At 39.5% G+C, this 22,412-nt stretch carries 16 protein-coding genes and 1 pseudogene; 15 read left to right on the top strand and 2 right to left on the bottom strand.

The annotated features are described in order from the left end of the window. The first annotated feature begins 34 nt into the window (after window positions 1–34). The gene (locus TZ94_RS03465) at window positions 35–2,593 is read left to right on the top strand and encodes an MBL fold metallo-hydrolase (protein ID WP_045614793.1); all 2,559 of its coding nucleotides are present in this window, start codon (window positions 35–37) and stop codon (window positions 2,591–2,593) included. A 76-nt stretch (window positions 2,594–2,669) separates the two neighbouring features. On the opposite strand, the gene TZ94_RS03460 is transcribed toward TZ94_RS03465, so the two are convergent. Continuing rightward, window positions 2,670–4,148, bottom strand: a complete 1,479-nt coding sequence (locus TZ94_RS03460) for an oligosaccharide flippase family protein (RefSeq protein WP_045614137.1) — start codon at window positions 4,146–4,148, stop codon at window positions 2,670–2,672. A 124-nt stretch (window positions 4,149–4,272) separates the two neighbouring features. On the opposite strand from TZ94_RS03460, the gene mecA reads away from it, so the two are divergent. The 10 genes and pseudogenes from mecA to TZ94_RS03415 all read left to right on the top strand — a co-directional run bounded on the left by mecA (window position 4,273) and on the right by TZ94_RS03415 (window position 18,244). Continuing rightward, a complete protein-coding gene (gene mecA / locus TZ94_RS03455) occupies window positions 4,273–5,010 on the top strand; it encodes an adaptor protein MecA (RefSeq protein WP_045614136.1) in 738 nt (245 codons plus the stop codon). Window positions 5,011–5,155: 145 nt separating this feature from the next. Next, window positions 5,156–5,719, top strand: coding sequence for a TIGR01440 family protein (locus TZ94_RS03450; RefSeq protein WP_045614134.1), 564 nt, complete (start codon window positions 5,156–5,158; stop codon window positions 5,717–5,719). Between the two features lies 1 nt (window position 5,720). After that, window positions 5,721–11,534: a ZmpA/ZmpB/ZmpC family metallo-endopeptidase gene (locus tag TZ94_RS03445; protein WP_045614132.1), complete on the top strand. Its 5,814-nt coding sequence runs from the start codon at window positions 5,721–5,723 to the stop codon at window positions 11,532–11,534. 156 nt (window positions 11,535–11,690) lie between these two features. Beyond that, complete coding sequence (locus tag TZ94_RS03440; protein ID WP_045614790.1) at window positions 11,691–12,251, top strand: redoxin family protein; 561 nt, start codon at window positions 11,691–11,693, stop codon at window positions 12,249–12,251. 9 nt (window positions 12,252–12,260) lie between these two features. Beyond that, window positions 12,261–13,376, top strand: coding sequence for a peptide-methionine (R)-S-oxide reductase MsrB (gene msrB / locus TZ94_RS03435; RefSeq protein WP_045614130.1), 1,116 nt, complete (start codon window positions 12,261–12,263; stop codon window positions 13,374–13,376). A 72-nt stretch (window positions 13,377–13,448) separates the two neighbouring features. Further along, entirely contained in the window at window positions 13,449–15,170 is a 1,722-nt protein-coding gene (gene pabB / locus TZ94_RS03430; protein ID WP_045614127.1) for an aminodeoxychorismate synthase component I, read from the top strand. A 22-nt stretch (window positions 15,171–15,192) separates the two neighbouring features. After that, window positions 15,193–15,345 (top strand): annotated as a pseudogene (locus TZ94_RS10005) (alpha/beta fold hydrolase); the annotation flags it as partial. Window positions 15,346–15,394: 49 nt separating this feature from the next. Next, window positions 15,395–16,240, top strand: coding sequence for an excalibur calcium-binding domain-containing protein (locus TZ94_RS03425; RefSeq protein WP_080929467.1), 846 nt, complete (start codon window positions 15,395–15,397; stop codon window positions 16,238–16,240). Between the two features lie 103 nt (window positions 16,241–16,343). Then, window positions 16,344–17,303: an ROK family glucokinase gene (locus TZ94_RS03420; protein WP_045614125.1), complete on the top strand. Its 960-nt coding sequence runs from the start codon at window positions 16,344–16,346 to the stop codon at window positions 17,301–17,303. Between the two features lie 101 nt (window positions 17,304–17,404). Further along, entirely contained in the window at window positions 17,405–18,244 is an 840-nt protein-coding gene (locus TZ94_RS03415) for a thymidylate synthase (RefSeq protein WP_045614124.1), read from the top strand. Window positions 18,245–18,439: 195 nt separating this feature from the next. Here the strand turns inward: TZ94_RS03415 and TZ94_RS09475 are convergent, their stop codons facing one another. Then, window positions 18,440–18,610 (bottom strand): DUF3042 family protein, encoded by a 171-nt coding sequence (locus TZ94_RS09475; RefSeq protein ID WP_001051780.1) that lies wholly within the window; start codon window positions 18,608–18,610, stop codon window positions 18,440–18,442. A 122-nt stretch (window positions 18,611–18,732) separates the two neighbouring features. On the opposite strand from TZ94_RS09475, the gene miaA reads away from it, so the two are divergent. The 4 genes from miaA to rnz are packed head-to-tail and all read left to right on the top strand — an operon-like array spanning window position 18,733 to window position 22,408. Further along, on the top strand, window positions 18,733–19,617 hold the full coding sequence (gene miaA / locus TZ94_RS03405) for a tRNA (adenosine(37)-N6)-dimethylallyltransferase MiaA (RefSeq protein ID WP_045614123.1): 885 nt from the start codon (window positions 18,733–18,735) through the stop codon (window positions 19,615–19,617). Then, window positions 19,610–20,848: a GTPase HflX gene (hflX, locus tag TZ94_RS03400; RefSeq protein WP_045614122.1), complete on the top strand. Its 1,239-nt coding sequence runs from the start codon at window positions 19,610–19,612 to the stop codon at window positions 20,846–20,848. Before miaA ends, hflX begins: the two co-directional genes overlap by 8 nt. Continuing rightward, entirely contained in the window at window positions 20,841–21,464 is a 624-nt protein-coding gene (locus TZ94_RS03395) for a cystathionine beta-lyase (protein WP_045614120.1), read from the top strand. Before hflX ends, TZ94_RS03395 begins: the two co-directional genes overlap by 8 nt. A gap of 14 nt (window positions 21,465–21,478) precedes the next feature. Continuing rightward, a complete protein-coding gene (gene rnz / locus TZ94_RS03390) occupies window positions 21,479–22,408 on the top strand; it encodes a ribonuclease Z (RefSeq protein ID WP_045614118.1) in 930 nt (309 codons plus the stop codon). Window positions 22,409–22,412 lie beyond the last annotated feature (4 nt).

Below are 22,412 nucleotides of genomic sequence, written 5' to 3'. Positions count from 1 at the left end.
AAGAGTATATAAAAAAGAGAAAGTTGAATACCATATGAAAACTATTAAAAAATCAATATTACTTAGTGCCTTGATCTTATCGGCATCAATAATTCAAGCACAGACAGTGAATGCAGATACTATTTCAACAGGTTCAGGGAATCGTATCCACTTTATCAATACAAAAGCTAACTCTGGAAGTGATGCTATTTTACTAGAAAGTAATGGTCACTATGCTTTGATTGATATGGGAGAGGATTATGACTTTCCGGATGGAACGGATACACGTTATCCAAATCGATGGGGAATTTCTATTAACAATTATCAAGTTTTGGAAGATCGGTTGATTCGACATCTTGATCAATTAGGTGTCAAGAAATTAGATTTTATATTAGGAACTCATGTTCATAGCGACCATATAGGTGGAGCAGATGAAATTCTTAATCGCTATCAAGTCAATAAATTCTATTTGAAAAAATATTCAGATCAACGAATTACAAGCACTTGGGGATTGTGGGATAACCTTTTCAATTATGATAATGCTCTTCGTGCTGCACAGAATAAGGGAGTTACACTTATTCAAGACATAAAAGATGAAGATAGCCATTTTAAATTTGGTGACATGGACATTCAGCTTTATAATTATAAAAATGAATATGATGCTGATGGAAATTTAAAAAGGGTTCTTGATGATAATTCCAATTCAATTGTTGCAGTAGTGACTGTAGCAGGAAAAAGAATTTATCTTGGTGGCGATTTGGATAATGCCGAGGGAGCTGAAGATAAATTAGGGCCTGTTATTGGAAAAGTAGATATGATGAAATGGAATCACCACTACGATGCCAAGGTTTCTAATACAATTGGTTTCATAGATCACCTTTCTCCTAGTATGGTCATTCAAACGACTGGAGGTGATATTAACGTTGCTTCAACGAGAGATTATCTCCAAAAGAAAAATATTCAAGTGATTCATGCATCAAGTAAAACTCAGGATGCAACTGTATTTGATATTAGTGATAAAGGCTTTACAAATGTTTCAGGAGATTTTCCGAATATTCCTACTGTTGAAGAAAAATGGTATCAAGAAGATGGTCATTGGAAGTATCGTTTAAAAGATGGTCAGATGGCTATCGGTTGGCAAGATATTGCTGGTGCTACATATTTCTTTAACGGAAAAGGTCAAATGCAGAGTGGTCGTTGGCTCCGTATCACTGACGAATGGAACGGAGAACCAAAATTTAATGACTACTATCTAAACAATGATGGTAAAATGCAGACGGGTGGTTGGTTCTATCATGATAATACTTGGTACTATATCCAGTCAAACGGTGCAAGACGTTACAATGAACTAGCTGAAATTGGTGGTCAAAAATACCTCTTTGATAAGGATGGTAAAATGCTGACTGGCTTACAAGTCTTTAATGGCAAGAAGATGCTCTTTGCAAGTAGTGGTGCTCTTCAAACAGAAGCAACAGCATCTAGTTGGCAAAAAATAGATGGAAACTGGTACTACTTTGATGAAGATGGAAAACACATAGTTGGTAAAAAGGAAATCAATGGAGTACACTACTACTTTGATAATAAGGGAGTTATGCAAACAAGTTGGGCCTTGATTGAAGGGCATTGGAGCTATTTTGCAAGTTCCGGAGCAATGAAAACAGGCTGGATCAAGGATAAAGATACTTGGTATTATCTAGATAAAGACGGTATCATGCTAACGGGTCTTCAAGAGATTGATGGCACTCGTTATTACCTCAATGCAAGTGGAGCAATGCAGACTGGTTGGAAATGGCTCGATAACCATTATTACTACTTTGCAAGTAGTGGCGCTATGAAGACAGGTTGGCTTAAAGATAAAGAACTATGGTACTATCTAGATAAAGACGGCATCATGTTAACAGGTCTTCAAGAGATTTATGGAACCCGATATTACCTTAATACAAGTGGAGCAATGCAAATTGGTTGGAAATGGTTAGACAATCATTATTACTACTTCGCAACCAGCGGAGCAATGAAGACAGGTTGGTTCAAAGATAAAGGGCTTTGGTACTATCTCAAACCTGAGGACGGTGTCATGGCAACAGGTCTTCTAGATGTTGATGGTACTCGTTATTATCTCAATGCAAGTGGAGCTATGGAGACAGGATGGAAATTGCTAGATAACCAGTATTACTACTTTACAGAAAGTGGAGCAATGAAGACAGGTTGGCTCAAAGAAAATGGTCTTTGGTACTACCTTGATACTGAAACTGGTCAAATGGCTACAGGAATCCATAAAGTAAATGATGAAACTTACTATTTTGATGCTAATGGAGCCATGCAGACTGGATGGAAACAACTTGATGGTAAATGGTATTACTTCCAAACAGATGGTTCACTTTTAAGAAATGGCACAACACCTGATGGCTATAAGGTTAATCGGGATGGAGTTTGGTCAACTACTATTGAAGAAGAAACTACTCAGGAACGAACAGTTGAAAGTAGACAAGGTCTCACTTTCGAAACAACTGAAGTTGTGACAGAACAGTCTAAGTCTGAAAAGATATCTTCAAAGCTTGAGGGAAACAATCAGTCTACTGAACCTAAAACACAAACTAGTGAAGAAAAAAATTAGATTTCTAATCATTATGAACAAAATTTTCCTATAAACAAAACACCTATAAAGCTTATTAAGCTTTATAGGTGTTTTGTTAACTTCGTTTAATTTTAGCACGAACTAGATCAAGCGCATAATGAAGTGTTTTATCTTTGATAATAAAGAGTGTGATAGCGTAATAGATACCACAAGCTACGATTGTAGAAAGAACCATGCTAATCATCTTCATCGTAACTTCATAACTATGAACTTGGAAGAGGGTTTTAAAAACATAATAAATTGGGATGAAACCAAGTGACACGATTGTGTAGCGAGCCAAGGTTGTAAAAATCTCTCTCAAATCCAATAGTTTGTGCTTTTGAATAAAGCGAATTTCTAGCAGAACTACGATTGATTCAGCTATAATGGTTGTTCCGATGTAGTATTCAGGAGTAAAGATATTATTGAAAAGGAGTAGTGAGTTGAGAATCACATTGGCGCCACCTCCGATAAAGTAAAAGGCAGTCAAACGATTTTCATGGTCATTAATAAAGATAATCTGTTTTCCAAGGATTAATTCGATGGCCCAGATAATGGTACGAAAGGCAAAGACACTCGTTACGATTCCTGCTTCTAGATATTTCTCAGAAGAGTAGATAACTGTAGCATAGGTTCCTAAAACCATAATACCAATACTGGTAGGGACCATGAGGAAGTAAAAGAGTGACGCGCCCTGATTGACCAAATTTTTATAAGAAATAAAATCTTTTTTTCCTAGATAATAACCAAGTCGTGGTATACTGACGTTGATAGCTCCACTAAGAACACTAGCAATCAGCATAACGATGCTGGAAGCGATGGTGTAATAGGAGATGAAATTCTCATCAGGTCCTTTAGTAATGAACATACGATCCAGCAAGGTATAGAGCATATTGGCATTTGCTAGAAGGAGCATGGTTAAGAGTGGTTTAGATGATTTGAGAAGTTCGATGAACTCAATCTTAACAAAGGATACCTCTCGTTTAATCCAGAGGAAGCTGAGTAGATAGTTGATGATAGTTGTCACACTCATGATTGTAGCATAAGGGACGATGTCATCAGGTGTCTTGACGAAGGTAAAGATAGAAACCAACATTCCAATCCGGATAACCAGTGTTTTATAAAGAATAAAAGAATAGTTCTCGTAGGCTTCATTCATCCACTCGATATTTAGGAATTGAAAGAGGGCTTGGACTCCAAGGATATAGTAAAGGATTTTTAGATTGATAATACTGGTATCAAAGTGAATAAAGAGGAAATAGATAGCTGTTGTCAGAATTGAAGTAATCAGGGAAATATAGAATAACTTAGAGAAGACATAATTGATCTTTTTATTATCATCCTTAACCTTACTGATAGCTCGAATCCCATAATTGTAAATCCCAAAGGCAGCTAGTGGAATGACAAAGCTTGCCCAGGTGTTAGCAGTGTTAAAGTAACCGTAATTTGATTTACTAAGAATCCGTGTTAGATAGGGATTAGTAATCAATGGAAAAACGATATTTAAAATATTGACCAGTAAGCTAGCCAAAGCATTAACTTTTATATTTTTCATGAAATTTTCTTTCTTATATTCTAAACTAGATACTAGTATTATATCACATTCCAACGCCATTCTTTTGATAAAATCATTTAAATCTTGTATAATAGATAGAACTGAAAGTATGAGGTTACGAACTATGAAAATGAAACAAATCAGTGATACGACTTTAAAAATCACGATGTCTTTAGAAGATTTGATGGATCGTGGAATGGAAATCGCAGACTTTCTCGTTCCACAGGAAAAAACAGAAGAGTTTTTCTATGCAATCTTGGATGAGTTAGAAATGCCAGACAGCTTTTTGGATACAGGAATGCTTAGTTTCCGAGTGACACCGAAGCCTGATAAGGTCGACGTCTTTGTGACGAAATCTAAGATTGACCAGAACTTGGATTTTGAGGATTTGGCAGATCTTCCAGATATGGATGAGTTAGCGAAAATGTCTCCAGATGAATTTTTGAAGACTTTGGAGAAAACCATGGCAGAGAAAACTAAAGAGGATATTGAAGCCATTCAATCTTTAGAGCAGGTTGAAAAAGAAGAGGAAGCATCAATTGATGAAATTGCTGAGGTGGATGAAGGGAAAAGAGAACCTTATATCTACTACATCTTACGTTTTGACAACCTAGCTAGTTTAGTTTCTTTTGCTAAAACGGTTGATTACCAAATGGAGACTTCAGAACTCTACAAGATGAATGACCAATACTATCTAACAGTTTTGGTTGATGTAGAGGATCATCCAAGTCTTTATCCAGCATGGTTATTGGCACGTATGCGCGAATTTGCGGATGATAGTGATATCAGTCGCTCAGTCCTTCAAGAATATGGACAAGTCATCATCAATCATGATGCTGTTCAAGGACTTCAAAAGGTCTAAAGATAGATAAAAATGAGGCAGGGATATAAATTCTCTGTCTTTTTTGATTAAAAAGTAGAAGAGTCAATAGGACTTAGGCCAATGTCCCTAGCTTGCTAAAATGATGAAAAAAGGATATCATAGAAGGAAGTAAGCGAGGTAAAGTATGGACCAAGGACATTTACAAAAAGAGGTAGAGGAAATCCTAGAAGATGTATTGGCAAAGGCTTCTCTCCATGAGGGAGCTCTCTTTGTTTTGGGCTTATCTTCTAGCGAGGTGATAGGAGGTCGCATCGGGAAAGCCTCTAGTCAAGAAATTGGAGAATTGATTGTTCAAAAAATCTTAGAAATCCTATCAACTAGAGGGATTCATCTAGCAGTTCAGGGATGCGAACATGTTAATCGTGCCTTGGTAGTGGAACGAGAGGTCGCAATCAAATACAATCTGGAGATTGTGAGTGTTCTGCCTACTCTACATGCAGGGGGTTCTGGTCAATTGGCTGCCTTTCGCTATATGAAAGACCCAGTTGAGGTTGAATTTATCAAGGCAGATGCAGGGATCGATATTGGTGACACAGCTATAGGGATGCATATCAAGCATGTTCAAGTGCCTATACGTCCAGTCTTGAAATCAATCGGTCATGCACATGTAACAGCCCTTGCTAGTCGTCCGAAATTAATCGGTGGGGCGCGTGCTCAATATCTACAAGACACTATTAGGAAATTGTAAAATGGAAAAGAAACAAGTTGAAAAGGTTATAAAATATTCTATTAGGAAATTCTCTGTCGGAGTTGGTTCTGCTGTTATTGGGGCTTTGCTTTTTGGTGCTAATAATCTCTTGCTTGATCAAGTAGCGGCTAATGAAGTTTGTGAGCCAAATCAGGTACACTATCGCTATTTGGCAGAGCAAGAGCTGACAGAAGCTGAAAAAGCCCTTATTCATAAGGAACTCCCTTCTGATTTACAACAAGATGACGTTGTTTATCTTGTCTATAGAAAAAAAGAAGTTAATACGCAACATTTACCAAATACTGGAAGTAAGGAGTTAGGTCTCGTTGGTCTTGGTTTTGCGACAGCTTCATTAGCTGTACTTGTGATTTCTAAGAAGCGACCTAATAAGATAGCAGGTATTCTATTTATTGGTGCACTTGGGGGTAGCTACTTTGTTCCTCAGACGATTCAAGCTTTTGAAAATCAAATTCTTTTATCTTATAACCAAACAATCTCTGCTTGTAGTCAAGAAGATTTAGCCAACGGAGTCATTCAAATTGATGGATATGACTATATTGGTTACTTCAAAGAAGCTGATTTTAAAGTTTCTATGCCTGAAAATAATCAAGACAACAACTTGGTTACAGATAAAGTGACACAAGAAGCTCGTGAAGGAGAACCATTTGTTCAACCAGAACTTCCAACCTACAGCCAAGGAACGACAACTACAGTAACACGGGAAGAAACACACGGAAGCGAATCATTTGTTCAACCAGAACCTCCGGTTAATACAAGTGAAGAAACGACTGAGAACATCCATGGAGAAGCTCCTATAGAAGAACCACCTGTCCAACCAGAGCCTCCAGCCCAAACAGAGGAAACTACAGCAAAGGGCACCCAAAAAGAAGGTCATGTAGGCGAATCTCTTGTCCAGGAAGACCTTCCAGAGTTTACAGGAGAAGTAACTGCTAAAGGTACTCAAGAGGAAGGTCATGTAGGTGAATCTCTAATCCAACAGGAACTTCCAGCCTATACAGGAGAAGTAACAGCCAAGGGTACCCAAGAGGAAGGTCATGTAGGTGAATCTCTTGTCCAGCCAGAACTTCCAGCCTATACAGGAGAAGTAACAGCCAAGGGTACCCAAGAGGAAGGTCATGTAGGTGAATCTCTTATTCAGCCAGAACTTCCAGCCTATACAGGAGAAGTAACAGCCAAAGGAACTCAAGAAGAGGGCCACGTAGGTGAACCTCTTATTCAACCTAGCTTGCCAGAATACAATGTGACAGAATCAACTGTGACTGAAATAGAAACTGTTACAATTCCATACACTACAGAATACCTATCGGATGCTAATCGCTATACTGATGAAGAAAGTGTTGTTCAAAAGGGTGAAGCTGGTAGTCAACTCATACATCGTGTCTATAAAACTGTAGATGGGGAGAAAGTTGGTGAAGCTATCACCACTAGTACGGAAGTTGTTAAGGCTCCTGTAGCTGAAAAAATCAGTCGTGGAACCAAACCAATTGAAGGCCAAACCGAAGAAGTTTCTGTTGAAGAAGTTCCTTTTAAAACGATAACGGAACAAGATTCTAGTCTACTCAAGGGAACTGAAACAGTTGCTCAGATAGGTAAGAATGGTACGAAGAAAATTACCAAAGTCTACAAGACTATCAAGGGTGTGAAAACTGCAGATGCACCTACTGTTTCAGAAGAAGTTCTTGAACAGGCACAAGACCACATTATCAAAAAAGGTACTAAGGAATTAGAAAAACCTACTTTAACATTAACTAAAGTTGATACAGAAGAATTGAATCGAAGTGCAAAAGCAACTTATAGCCTTAAAAAACCAGATGGAGTGACTATCAAGTCTATTCAAGCAGTGTTGAAAAAAGGCGATCAAGTTATTAAGACATTTGCTATTTCAGAGTCTAATCTTGCAACAGCTTTAGCTGATCTAGATTATTACAAGGATTATACACTTGCGACGACTATGGTGTATGATCGTGGTAATGGTGACGAGGAAGAGGTTCTTAAGGAAGAACCATTGAGAATCGACCTTAAAAAAGTTGAAGTCAAAAATATTAAGGAAACAAGCTTAATCAGTGTTGATGATCAAGGTAATGAGACCGATAGTAGTCTCTTGTCCGAGAAACCATCGAATGTTAAGCCTTACTACTTAAAAGTTACGACTTACGATAACAAGGTTACAAAACTAGCTGTTGATAAAATCGAAGAAGTTACTGTAGATGGAAATAAACTATACAAAGTAACTGCTAAAGCACCAGATTTGATTCAACGTACTGCAGAAAATCGTTTCACTGAAGAGTATGTACACTATTTGCCTAAGCCAAAAGCTCATGAAGGTGATGTGTATTACGACTTTAATGAACTTGTAAAAGCTATGCAAGCAAATCCTACGGGTACCTTTAAGCTTGGTAGCAATATGAATGCTAATAATGTACCACCGGCTGGCAAATCCTATGTAACCAATGCCTTTAAAGGTTCATTGGGAAGCACTGATGGTAATAAATTTGCTATTCATAATATCACTAGACCATTATTTGGAAACATTGAAGGTGGTTCTGTTAAGGATCTCTTACTGGAAAATGTCAATATTGATATGCCTGGAGTTGATCGAGTAGCTCCAATCGCCAATGTTATCAAAAACAATGCAACTATTGAAAATGTCAAAGTAACCGGAAGTGTTGTAGGTAACAATGATGTAGCTGGCATTATCAATAAAATTGATGGTAGTGGAAAAGTAAGTAATGTAGCCTTTATCGGTAAACTTCACGCTGCTGGCAATAGAGGAGGCTATTTAGCTGGTATTCTTGGAGAAAACTGGAAGGGTGTTGTTGAGAAAGCATACGTTGATGCTGAAATTACTGGTAATAAAGCAAAAGCTGCAGGACTTGTCTATTCATCTCAAAATGGTGCTAATAACTACACGGTCGGTACAGAAGGGGTCCTAAGAAATTCAGTTGCTAAAGGTTCTATCGAACTGAAAGAAGCTGTTCAGTCTGGTGGATTGCTGGGTACCAACTGGGCCTTAGGTGCTATTGAAGACAATATCACCATGATGAAAGTCAAAACAGGTGAGATGGTGTTTGGTCATTCAGATATTGATGCTGACGACTACTTCACTTATTCAAGAACCAAACGTAATTATAGTGTTGATGACGTGAGTGAAGGTAAAAAATCCTTTAACAATTCACGTAAAATTCCAAGTATCTCACTGGCTGAAGCCGAGAAGAAAATTGAAGCAATGGGGATCACTGCTGATAAATTTACCAGCAGCAAACCTATTGAAGACAAGCTTAATAACAGTCTAAACAAAGACGATCAGTACAAAGCAATTGATAGTTATGATGCAACTCGTGAGCTAGCTTACCGTAATATTGCAAAACTTCAACCTTTCTATAATAAAGAGTGGATTGTAGACCAAGGTAATAAATTAGCCGCAGGAAGTCCTCTCTTGACTAAAGAAATATTGTCTGTAACTGCTATGAAAGGCAATACCTTTGTAACGGAATTGGCTGATGCTGATCATATTATGATCCACTATGCAGATAAGACAAAAGATATCCTTACCATTTCACCTAAAGATTCAAAAGTGAAACAAGTGAAAGAGTACGGTATTGCAGAACTTGGTGAAGTTGTTTATACTCCGAATATGGTTGACAAGGACCGTAGTGATCTCATCAATGCTATTGTTGAAAAATTAAGTCCTGTGGAATTACAATCTGACCCAATCTACACGCACCTTGGTAGAACTGGTCCAAACAAAGTTAATGCTATTAAGAACCTTTATCTTGAAGAAACCTTTAAAGAAGTTAAGGATAATCTTACTAAATTTGTGAAACAGTTGGTTGAAAATGAGGATCATCAATTAAATACAGATGAGGCTGCTAAACGTGCTTTGATCAAGAAAATTGATGATAACAAGGCAGCGATTCTCCTTGGCCTATCTTACCTTAACCGTTATTACGGAGTGAAGTTTGATGATTTCAATATCAAGCAACTCATGTTGTTCAAGCCAGACTTCTATGGTAAGAATGTAAGTGTATTAGACCGTTTGATTGAAATTGGTTCAAAAGAAGATTATGTCAAAGGAACTCGTACACACGATGCCTTCCGTGAAGTAGTTGCTAAAAATACTCTTTCTGGTAACCTAAATGACTTCCTGAAATATAACATGGAACTCTTCACAAAAGATACAGACTTGAATGATTGGTTTATCAAAGCAACTAAAGATAATGTCTATATCGTGGAACCAAAAACAACAAATCCTGATTTTGCAGATAAGAAACATAGAGCTTACGAAGGCTTAAATAACGATATGCATGGCAAGATGATTTTACCTCTGTTGAACTTAAAAGATGCCCATATGTTCTTGATTTCAACATATAATACCATGGCCTACAGTTCATTTGAAAAATATGGTAAGAACACTGAAGCAGAGCGTAATGCCTTCAAAGCTGAAATTGATAAGGTTGCTAAAGGACAACAGAATTACCTAGATTTCTGGTCACGTCTATCTCTAGATAAAGTACGTAATCAGCTCTTGAAGAGCAATAATATGGTTCCAACACCTGTACTGGATAACCAGAATTATAAAGACATTAGTACTGACCGTTATGGCCATACAAACAGTGGTAAAGATGTGGCGCCTATCCGTGAATTGTATGGACCTACAGACCGTTACCATACGACTGATTGGCGTATGGGAGCTGTGGCTCGCGTTTATGCGAATCCATATAAGGATGATTCTGTCTTCTTTATGGTGACGGACATGATTAGTGATTTTGGAGTTTCTGCCTTTACTCACGAAACGACTCACGTCAATGATCGAATGGTTTATCTAGGTGGCTCAAGACACCGTGAAGGAACTGACCTTGAAGCATTTGCACAAGGAATGTTGCAAACTCCATCCGTATCAAATCCAAACGGTGAATACAAAGCCCTAGGTCTCAATATGGCTTATGAACGTCCAAATGATGGAAATCAATGGTATAACACCAATCCAAATGATCTGAAGTCTCGTGACGAAATTGATCGTTACATGAAGGGCTACAATGACACCCTCATGCTTCTGGATTATCTGGAAGGAGAGGCTGTTCTCGATAAGGCAAATCAAGATTTGAATAATGCTTGGTTCAAGAAGGTTGATAAGCAATACCGAGGAAATAACACCAAGAACCAATTCGATAAGGTTAGACCTTTAAGTGATGAGGAAAAAGCTATTCCTTTACGTACAGTAGATGACTTAGTAACCAATAACTTTATGACTAACCGTGGTCCAGGTAACAGAGTTTATAATCCTACTGACTTTGATTCTGCTTATGTGAACGTTCCAATGATGTCTGGTATCTATGGTGGTAACACAAGTGAAGGTGCTCCTGGAGCGATGTCATTTAAACATAATACTTTCAGAATCTGGGGTTACTATGGCTACGAAAAAGGATTCTTAAACTATGCATCTAATATGCTAAAAGCTGAATCTAAGAAAGCTGGTAAAGAGACTCTAGGTGATGACTTCATCATTAATAAGATTTCTGAAGGAAAATTCAACAATCTTGAAGATTGGAAGAAAGCTTATTTCAAAGAAGTTGTGACAAGTGCCAAAAATGGAATTCAATCTATTGAAATCGATGGTAAAACATACAATAGCTATGAAGACTTGAAACGCGCATTTGCTGAAGCAGTTGATAAAGATAAGGCTACTCTAAGTAAGGGATCTGTTAAATTTGACAATACCGTATCACTTAAAGAAAAGGTCTTCAAGAAACTTCTTCAACAAACAGATAGCTTTAAAACTTCTATCTTTAAATAATCCAAAGCTCTCATCTGCTTAGCAGGTGGGAGTTTTTGTAATCAAGAAGATTATTGATTTTCCAAACAGATTCTAAGTATTTTTAGTATGGTAGGTATATAATAGAGCTATAATACAATTTCTATATTCATATGAGGAGTGAGAAAGGTGATGAAGATGAAAAAATGGCAAGAAACTGTATTGGTCTGCGCTAGTCTACTCTGTCTGTCAGCTTGTAAAAATCAGATGGGGAGCCAGGCTGATAAGCAAAATGAAGACAAACAAGCGCAAGTTAGCTCTCAGGTAGCAAAAAAAGGAGAAGTAGTTCCAGATTTTGAACTCACGGGAGTTGATGGGAAAAACTACCATCTATCAGATTACAAAGGTAAAAAGGTCTATCTCAAATTTTGGGCATCTTGGTGCTCTATTTGTCTAGCCAGTCTTCCTGATACAGATGAACTTGCAAAAGAAGCAAGTGATGACTATGTCATCTTGACAGTCGTTTCTCCTGGTCAAAAAGGCGAGCAAGCAGAAGAAGGCTTCAAGAAATGGTATCAGGTCTTGGACTATAAAGATTTACCAGTATTGTTAGACCCTTCGGGACAACTTTTGGCGAGTTACGGAGTTCGTTCTTATCCGACTCAGGCCTTTATCGATAAAGAAGGCAAACTAGTCAAGACCCAGCCAGGTTTTATGGACAAGGAAACTATTTTACAGACGCTAAAAAGCATAGATTAGAGGCTCATCATGAATGATAAATTAAAAATAATTGTATTCATAGGAATCATCATTTGCATTATTATTGGACTTTTATTTCTTTTGGAAAAAAGGAGCGCAAGCTACACAGATACCACTCAAATCGAGAAGGCAGCAGTTAGTCAAGGACAAAAAGTCACGAAAAAAACTCAACCAAGTAAAGATGCTGACTTACATGATATCTATCTAGCAGGAGGTTGTTTCTGGGGAGTCGAAGAGTATTTTTCAAGAGTAGCAGGTGTGACAGATGCTGTTTCTGGCTACGCTAATGGGAGAGGAGAAACAACCCAGTATGAATTGATCGGCCAGACTGGACATGCTGAGACTGTTCATGTGACCTATGATGCCAATCAAATCTCTTTAAAAGAAATTTTGCTCCATTATTTCCGCATTATCAATCCAATCAGTAAGAATAAGCAGGGAAATGATGTGGGAACTCAGTACAGAACAGGAGTCTACTATACAGATGAGAAAGATTTAGAAGTCATCAATCAAGTTTTTGATCAAGTTGCTAAGAAGTACGACCAACCTTTAGCGGTAGAAAAGGAATCCTTAAGAAACTTTATTGTGGCTGAGGACTACCACCAAGACTATCTCCAGAAAAACCCTAATGGATATTGTCATATCAATGTCAATCAAGCAGCCTATCCTGTTATTGATGCAAGTCAATATCCAAAACCGAGCGACGATGAATTGAAAAAACTTTTGTCTCCAGAGGAGTATGCCGTGACTCAAAATGGTCAAACAGAACGTGCCTTTTCAAATCGTTACTGGGATCAATTTGAAGCAGGTCTTTATGTGGATGTTGCGACTGGCGAACCTCTCTTTTCTTCGAAAGATAAATTCGAATCGGGCTGTGGTTGGCCAAGTTTTACCCAGCCTATCAGTCCAGATGTTGCGACCTACAAGGAAGACAAGTCATACAATATGGTCAGAACAGAAGTCAGAAGTCGAACAGGGGATTCTCACCTAGGACATGTCTTTACAGATGGACCTCAGGACAAGGGAGGTCTACGCTATTGTATCAATAGTCTGTCCATTCGCTTTATTCCTAAGGATCAAATGGAAGAAAAGGGCTATGGCTATTTGTTGGGTTATGTTGAGTAAGTTTTCTCAACCATATTAGTTAAAAAGCCAGATCTCCTGTTTGGGATCTGGCTTTTATGGTATACTTAGGATATGCATAGAAAAACAGTGATTGATTTTAGGGCTTTGGGCGAGAGATACACCTTTACCCAGCCTATCAAAGAGTTAAAAACCAGAGATTTAGCACAAGTGGCGTACTTATTAGCACAAGTGGAAAGCTACCAAGAGCAAGGCTACTATGTGGTGGGCTATGTCAGCTATGAGGCTGCACCAGCTTTTGAGGAAAAATTAGCAGTACACTCAGGTCCCTTGTTAGGAGAGTATCTCCTCTATTTCACTATTCATGATAGTGTAGAAAAATCCAGTATCCCTCTGACTTATGAGGAGGTGGATTTGCCATCAAATTGGCAGGAAGTAACATCTGCTGAGGACTATGAAAAGGCGATTGCCCAAATTCACCATCATTTAAGACAAGGAGATACCTATCAGGTCAATTATACTGTCCAACTCAAGCAGAATTTAAGTGCTAATCCTTTTGCCATTTACAATCGTATGGTGGTTGAGCAGGAAGCGGGATATAATGCCTACGTAGAGCATGATGATATGGCAGTGATTTCCATGAGTCCTGAACTCTTTTTTGAGCAAAATGGTCGTGAGTTGACGACTCGTCCTATGAAGGGGACGACTAAACGTGGTTTGAATAACGATGACGACTTGAAAGAGGCGGCTTGGTTGGAACAGGATCCCAAAAATCGTTCAGAAAACATGATGATAGTGGATCTCTTGCGCAATGACATGAATCGTATTTCTGAGGTTGGTAGTGAGCATGTGGAGCGTTTATGCCAAGTGGAGCAGTATTCTACGGTGTGGCAGATGACTTCGACTATCAAGAGTCAGTTACGACCGGATGTTGATCTAGTAGAAATCTTCCGTTCGCTTTTTCCATGTGGCTCCATCACAGGAGCTCCCAAGATAGCGACCATGGAAATTATCAAGGACTTGGAACCCCAACCCAGAGGAGTTTACTGTGGGACATTTGGACTCTTACTTCCCAATGGTAGACGGATTTTCAACGTAGCCATTCGAACCATTCAACTGCATGGAGGGCAAGCCATCTATGGTGTCGGAGGTGGCATCACTTGGGATAGTACTTGGGAGTCAGAATACCGTGAAGTCCAGCAAAAAGCAGCGGTTCTTTATCGAAAACAGCCTTGTTTTCAGCTGATTACGACAGGGAAAATCAACCAGAAAAAATTGCTCTTTGAAAAGCAACATCTAGAAAGATTGCAAAAGGCTAGTCGTTATTTTGCCTTTCCATTTGACCAAGAAGTTTTGAGACAAAAAATAGAGAAGGAGTACCAGTCTTGTGACATCTGTCAAGATTATCGGATACGAATCAGTCTCAGCAAATCTGGAGAGATTGAAATTGAACGACAAGTATTGACACCACTTAGCTCTAACTTTTGTCAGGCCAAACTTTGTCTACAGGAAGCGGATTTGGAGCAGGCCTTTACCTACTTTAAGACGACACACCGACCACATTTGACAGTGGGAGAGCAGGAAATCATCTATCACACTGCTGATGGAAAATTGCTTGAGACCTCCATTGGGAATCTAATCTTAAAAATGGATGGTAAGCTCTATACCCCACCTAGTACTCTTGGCATTTTATCAGGGATTTATCGCCAGCATTTACTTGAAAGTGGGCAGGTAGAAGAGAAGGTCTTGATTTTATCAGATTTGAAAGAAGCAGAAGTTATTTATGGCTGTAATGCAGTTAGGGGCTTGTATGAGTTGTCAGTGAAGGAGAACTAAATGAAACTAATTTTTTTACATGGATAAGCCTAATCTAAAGGTTATGGTAGGTATTCAACAACTGTTGCCAGATTCTTAATTTCAGATTATCCCTGACGGCCCTCATATCTTGAATAGGGCAAAACCAAAAGAGTTTGCAGAAATAACTAGAAGTTTTCTTGAATTGCTGAAATAAGTTTGATAAAATAATATCGAGATTAATATTATAATTTTAGGAGGAAATCATGAACAAACGTCATTTATTAAAACTTGGTCTAGCTTCTTTACCTGCTCTAGCTTTGTTTTTACATCCAGTTGTGGCAGATGAAAGTATCCATTTTTCAAGCTGTAAGGAAGCTTGGGAGAATGGTTATGCAGATATTCATAAGGGAGAACCAGGGTATTCTACTACTCTAGATAAGGATCATGATGGGATTGCCTGTGAATCGAAGAATGCGCCTAAGGGTGTTTTAAAAGAGAAAAAGTCGAGTACATCACAAGCTAACACCAATGTAGCACCAAATAGTGCAGCACCTACCTCAAGTGTAGCAGCTGAAAGTGGCTGGGTTCGTCAGAATGGATCTTGGTACTATTTTTCTGAAAATGGGAAAACAGTAACAAATACTTGGCAGGGTGCTTACTATCTCAAGTCAGATGGAAGAATGGCTGAGAATGAGTGGGTATACGATAACTATTACCAAGCCTGGTATTACCTCAAATCAGATGGATCTTATGCACGCAATACTTGGCAGGGAAGTTACTATCTCAAATCAGATGGTAAGATGGCTCAGGGTGAATGGATTTATGATTCTTACTACAAAGCTTGGTATTACCTCAAATCAGATGGATCTTATGCGCATAATACTTGGCAAGGTGCATATTACCTCAAGTCAAATGGGAAAATGGCTCAGAGTGAATGGGTCTATGACTCTTCTTACCAATCTTGGTATTACCTCAAATCAGATGGATCTTATGCACGCAATGCATGGCAAGGAAATTACTATTTGAAATCGGATGGTAAAATGGCTAAGAATGAACGAGTGGATGGTGGACGCTATTATGTAGATGCTTCTGGTTTGTGGAAACCATAGAATAGAAAAAATTCTGTAAAGTTAATGCAAACCTCTGCATTGATAAGTAGTTTTTGTTATACTATTACTATAAGCATTTTCAATTAAGGATAAGGAGAAAAAGATGAGTCAAAAGATTATTGGGATTGACCTTGGTGGAACTTCTGTCAAGTTTGCAATTTTAACTCAAGAAGGAGAAATCCAAGAAAAATGGTCTATCAAGACCAACATTTTGGACGAAGGAAGCCACATTGTAGATGATATGATTGAGTCTATTCAACATCGTTTTGAATTGCTTGGATTGGCTGCGACTGATTTCCAAGGGATTGGTATGGGTTCACCTGGTGTAGTTGACCGTGAAAATGGAACTGTTATCGGAGCCTACAACCTCAACTGGAAAACTCTTCAACCAATCAAAGAAAAGATGGAAAAAGCCTTGGGTATTCCATTCTTTATCGACAATGACGCTAACGTAGCTGCTCTTGGTGAGCGTTGGATGGGTGCTGGTGAAAACCAACCAGACGTTGTCTTTATGACTCTTGGTACAGGTGTTGGTGGCGGTATCGTGGCAGAAGGTAAATTGCTTCACGGTGTTGCAGGTGCTGCAGGTGAACTTGGACATATCACAGTTGACTTTGACCAACCAATCCCATGTACTTGTGGTAAAAAAGGCTGTCTTGAGACAGTAGCTTCAGCAACAGGTATTGTCAACTTGACTCGTCGTTATGCAGATGAATACGAAGGCGATGCGGCCTTGAAACGCTTGATCGACGACGGTGAAGAAGTAACATCCAAAACTGTCTTTGATCTTGCAAAAGAAGGGGACGACCTTGCCTTGATCGTTTACCGTAACTTCTCACGTTACTTGGGTATTGCGTGTGCCAACATCGGTTCTATCCTAAATCCATCAACGATTGTTATCGGTGGTGGAGTTTCAGCTGCGGGGGAATTCCTTCTCCAAGGTGTGCAAAAGGTTTATGATGAAAATACCTTCCCACAAGTTCGTACAACAACTAAGCTAGCTCTTGCAACTCTAGGAAATGACGCTGGAGTAATTGGGGCAGCATCTCTTGTCTTGCAATAAGAAGCAAAAGAAGGAGAAAATCACTATCTTGAAGCGAGTGATTTTCCTCCTTTCTTTTTTTATGCTATACTAGTTAAGAATAAACGTTGAGGAGAGAGTAAATGACAAAAGCAGATAAGATTTTTAAAGAAAATATTGAGCGAATTCTCAATGAAGGAGTCTTTTCAGAACAAGCTCGTCCCAAGTATAAGGATGGAACAGTAGCCAACTCCAAGTACATTACAGGTGCTTTTGCGGAGTATGATTTGTCTAAGGGTGAATTTCCCATCACAACCCTACGTCCAATCGCAATCAAATCAGCTATAAAAGAAGTGCTTTGGATTTATCAAGACCAGACAAATAGTCTAGAAATTCTCAATGACAAGTACAATGTTCACTACTGGAATGACTGGGAAGTTGGAGATACAGGGACAATCGGTGAGCGTTACGGGGCTGTTGTTAAGAAGCATGACATCATTAACAAGATTCTCAAACAGTTAGAAGCCAATCCTTGGAACCGTCGCAATATCATCTCTCTCTGGGATTACCAAGCTTTTGAGGAAACAGACGGCCTTCTTCCATGTGCCTTCCAGACCATGTTTGATGTCCGTCGTGTAGATGGGGACATCTATCTGGATGCAACCTTGACCCAGCGTTCTAACGATATGCTGGTAGCTCATCACATCAATGCCATGCAGTATGTGGCGCTTCAAATGATGATTGCTAAACATTTTGGCTGGAAGGTTGGGAAATTCTTCTACTTTATCAATAACCTTCACATCTATGATAATCAATTTGAACAAGCTCAAGAATTGCTCCGTCGTGAGCCTTCAAATTGCCAACCACGTTTGGTCTTGAATGTACCAGACAAGACCAACTTCTTTGATATTAAAGCAGAAGATTTTGAGTTGGTTGACTATGATCCAGTGAAACCGCAGTTGAAGTTTGACCTAGCTATTTAATACTCTTCGAAAATCTCTTCAAACCACATCAGCGTCGCCTTACCGTAGATATATGTAACTGACTTCGTCAGTCATATCTACAACCTCAAAGCAGTGCTTTGAGCAACCTGCGGCTAGCTTCCTAGTTTGCTCTTTGATTTTCAAGTATAAAAGAATAGAAAAAAAGAAGTTGGAAATTCCAACTTCTTTTGTTGCTTAGCGTGATACGCGACGGCGAGCTGCTTTTTTACGGTTTTCTTCGATGAAAGCTGCTTTTTGTTCTTCTGGTTCAATCACTTTCTTTTTGAATGCGTATACTGCACCTGCAACAGCAGCAACAGTTCCTGCAACACCTGTTACGAGACCTTTAGCAAATCCTTTAGCCATGAGTCTTCCTCCTTTTATTTATAAATCAGACGGAAATAGCTTAAGATATAGCATTTTTCTGCCTGTCTATTTTGTGATATAATAATAGTAACGAAAAAATGGGAATTTTTCAAGGAAAAACGATGAAAAGCAAAATAATTGTGATTGTTGGTCCAACTGCAGTTGGAAAGACTGCCCTAGCCATTGAAGTTGCTCAGCGATTCAATGGTGAAGTAGTCAGTGGGGATAGCCAACAAGTATACCGAGGACTGGATATTGGAACAGCCAAGGCAAGTCTGGAGGAGCAGGCAACTGTCCCTCATCACTTGATTGATGTGAGAGATGTAACCGAGTCTTACTCGGCTTTTGATTTTGTTTCAGAAGCAAAGGCAGCCATCGAGGATATTCAAAATCGCGGGAAACTTGCTATTATCGCTGGTGGGACAGGACTTTATATCCAAAGTCTGCTAGAAGGATATCATTTAGGTGGAGAGACACCACATGAGGACATTTTAGCTTATCGTGCTAGTCTAGAGCCTTTTTCAGATGAGGAGTTAGCCCAACTCCTAGAGCAAGCAGGTCTTGAAGTTCCCCAGTTTAATCGTCGTCGTGCCATGCGTGCCATGGAAATTGCTCATTTTTCTCAAGATTTGGAAAATCAGGAGAGTCCTTATGAAGCTCTGATTATTTGTCTGGATGATGAGCGGAGTCAATTGTATGAACGGATTAACCACCGAGTGGATTTGATGTTTGAAGCTGGACTTCTAGACGAAGCCAAGTGGTTGTTTGACCATTATCCAGATGTGCAGGCTGCTAAAGGGATTGGCTACAAGGAACTCTTCCCCTATTTTCGAGGAGAGCAGAGTTTGGAGGAGGCTAGCGATAGTCTCAAGCAGGCGACTCGTCGTTTTGCCAAGCGCCAGCTAACTTGGTTCCGCAATCGCATGCAGGTGACCTTTTATCATATAGGAGAATCTGGTGTTAAAGAGCGTATTTTAAGCCAGATTGAGGAGTTTTTAAATGATTGAAACGGAGAAAAAAGAGGAACGAGTCCTGCTCATTGGTGTTGAACTCCAGGGCATGGATAATTTTGACCTCTCCATGGAAGAGTTGGCTAGTCTAGCTAAGACAGCTGGAGCACTTGTAGTCGATAGCTACAGACAAAAACGAGAAAAATACGACTCTAAGACCTTTGTCGGTTCTGGTAAGTTGGAAGAAATTGCTCAAATGGTGGACGCAGAAGAAATCACGACTGTCATTGTCAATAACCGTCTGACACCTCGACAAAATGTTAATTTAGAGGAAGTGTTAGGTGTCAAGGTCATTGACCGTATGCAGTTGATTTTGGATATCTTTGCCATGCGAGCTCGAAGCCATGAAGGCAAACTCCAAGTGCATCTAGCTCAGCTCAAATACCTCTTGCCTCGTTTGGTTGGTCAGGGGATTATGCTCAGCCGTCAGGCAGGGGGAATTGGTTCCCGTGGTCCAGGTGAAAGTCAGCTGGAGCTTAACCGTCGTAGTGTTCGCAACCAGATTACAGATATCGAACGTCAACTCAAGGTAGTTGAGAAAAACCGAGCGACAGTTCGAGAAAAACGTTTGGAGTCAAGTACCTTTAAGATTGGTTTGATCGGTTACACCAATGCTGGGAAGTCAACTATTATGAATACTTTGACCAGCAAGACCCAGTATGAAGCGGATGAGCTTTTTGCAACTCTAGATGCAACAACTAAAAGCATCCATCTGGGGGGCAATCTACAAGTAACCTTGACAGATACCGTTGGATTTATCCAAGATCTACCGACAGAGTTGGTGTCGAGTTTTAAATCAACCTTGGAAGAAAGCAAGCATGTAAATCTCCTGGTCCATGTCATCGATGCTAGCAATCCCTACCATGAGGAACATGAAAAAACGGTCCTCTCCATCATGAAAGATTTGGACATGGAGGATATTCCTCGCTTAACCCTTTATAATAAAGCAGATTTGGTGGAGGATTTCACACCTACTCAAACGCCTTATGCGCTGATTTCGGCAAAGTCTGAGGATAGTCGAGAACAGTTGCAGGCTTTATTGCTGGATAAGATTAAGGAAATTTTTGAACCCTTTATCCTGCGCGTACCGTTTTCTAAATCTTACAAGATTCATGATTTAGAAAGTGTTGCGATTCTAGAAGAACGTGACTACCAAGATGATGGAGAAGTCATCACAGGCTACATTTCTGAGAAAAATAAATGGAGATTAGAAGAATTTTATGACTGATATCAAAACGTTAGCCCTCAAGTATGGTGGCTATACAAGTCTAGACAAGGTCTATCTGGACCAACTTTTAGCTGGTAGGTCTGAAGAGGAGCAACTAGCTCTCATTACACCTCCACCCAGCGTAGTGAATGCCTACTTTGCCGAGCTCTACCAGAAAAAAAGTCCTCAAGCTGCGACCGATTATTTTGCAGAAGTCAGCCAAGAACTGAACCTCTATAATGCTGAACCAAGTTTCGCTTTGGAAAGCAAGCCCTTTATTCGTCTCAATCTATCTGGTAAATCCTTTGGATTTTGCTACGAGAAAGAAGGACTTGGTCGCATTTTCTCAGAGAACGAGGAAGCAATTACGGATGAATTACTCTTTGAAATAGCGCAAATTTTTCCCCATCAGCTAGTTTTTGTGGAGTCTGGTAAGATTTACATGAAGGCGATTGGTGAAGAGGAAGTAGTCAGCCTGGAAAATCTCACAGCCTTGACAGATCTGGAAAATTTAGCAGATGGAAGAAAGCGACTTAAGGGATATAGCCAAGAGGATTTACTACAAGAAGCTAGAGCTTTTTCTGGCAAATTTTATTACCGCTCGGAAAATAGAACCGCTATGTTATATATTGATTAATTAGAAAGTATCGAATGGATATTCAATTTTTAGGAACGGGGGCTGGTCAGCCCTCTAAAGCCCGCAACGTTTCAAGTCTCGCCCTGAAACTCTTGGACGAGATTAACGAAGTCTGGCTCTTTGACTGTGGAGAAGGGACGCAAAATCGCATTCTGGAAACTACGATTCGACCACGAAAAATCAGCAAAATCTTTATCACCCATTTACATGGAGACCATATCTTTGGATTGCCTGGTTTTCTCTCTAGTCGTGCTTTTCAGGCTAATGAAGAGCAGACAGATTTAGAAATCTATGGTCCCCAAGGCATCAAATCTTTTGTCTTGACCAGTCTACGAGTGTCAGGTTCACGCCTGCCCTATAAGATTCATTTCCATGAATTTGACCAAGCTTCTCTAGGGAAAATTCTTGAAACAGATAAATTCACGGTGTATGCGGAAGAGTTGGATCACACTATTTTCTGTGTCGGCTATCGTATCATGCAAAAGGACCTAGAAGGCACTCTGAATGCTGAAAAGCTCAAGGCTGCTGGTGTACCATTTGGACCACTCTTTGGAAAAATCAAAAACGGGCAGGATGTTGTCTTAGAAGACGGAAGAGAAATCAAGGCAGCAGACTATATCTCTGCACCGCGACCTGGTAAGATTATCACCATTTTGGGAGATACTCGTAAAACAGATGCCAGTGTGCGTCTTGGTGTCAATGCGGATGTTCTTGTCCATGAGTCTACTTATGGCAAGGGAGACGAGAAGATTGCTCGTAATCACGGTCACTCCACCAATATGCAGGCTGCTCAGGTAGCGGCAGAAGCGGGAGCTAAGCGACTCTTGCTCAATCATATCAGCGCCCGTTTCCTTTCAAAAGATATCAGCCAGTTTAAGAAAGATGCTGCAACGATTTTTGAAAACGTCCATGTGGTCAAAGACTTGGAAGAAGTGGAAATCTAGAAGA

It is taken from the genome of Streptococcus infantis (assembly GCF_000960085.1).
GTDB classification, from domain to species: Bacteria; Bacillota; Bacilli; order Lactobacillales; family Streptococcaceae; genus Streptococcus; species Streptococcus infantis_C.
Note: the sequence above shows the minus strand (reverse complement) of the source record. Positions and strands in the feature narration are given on the sequence as shown.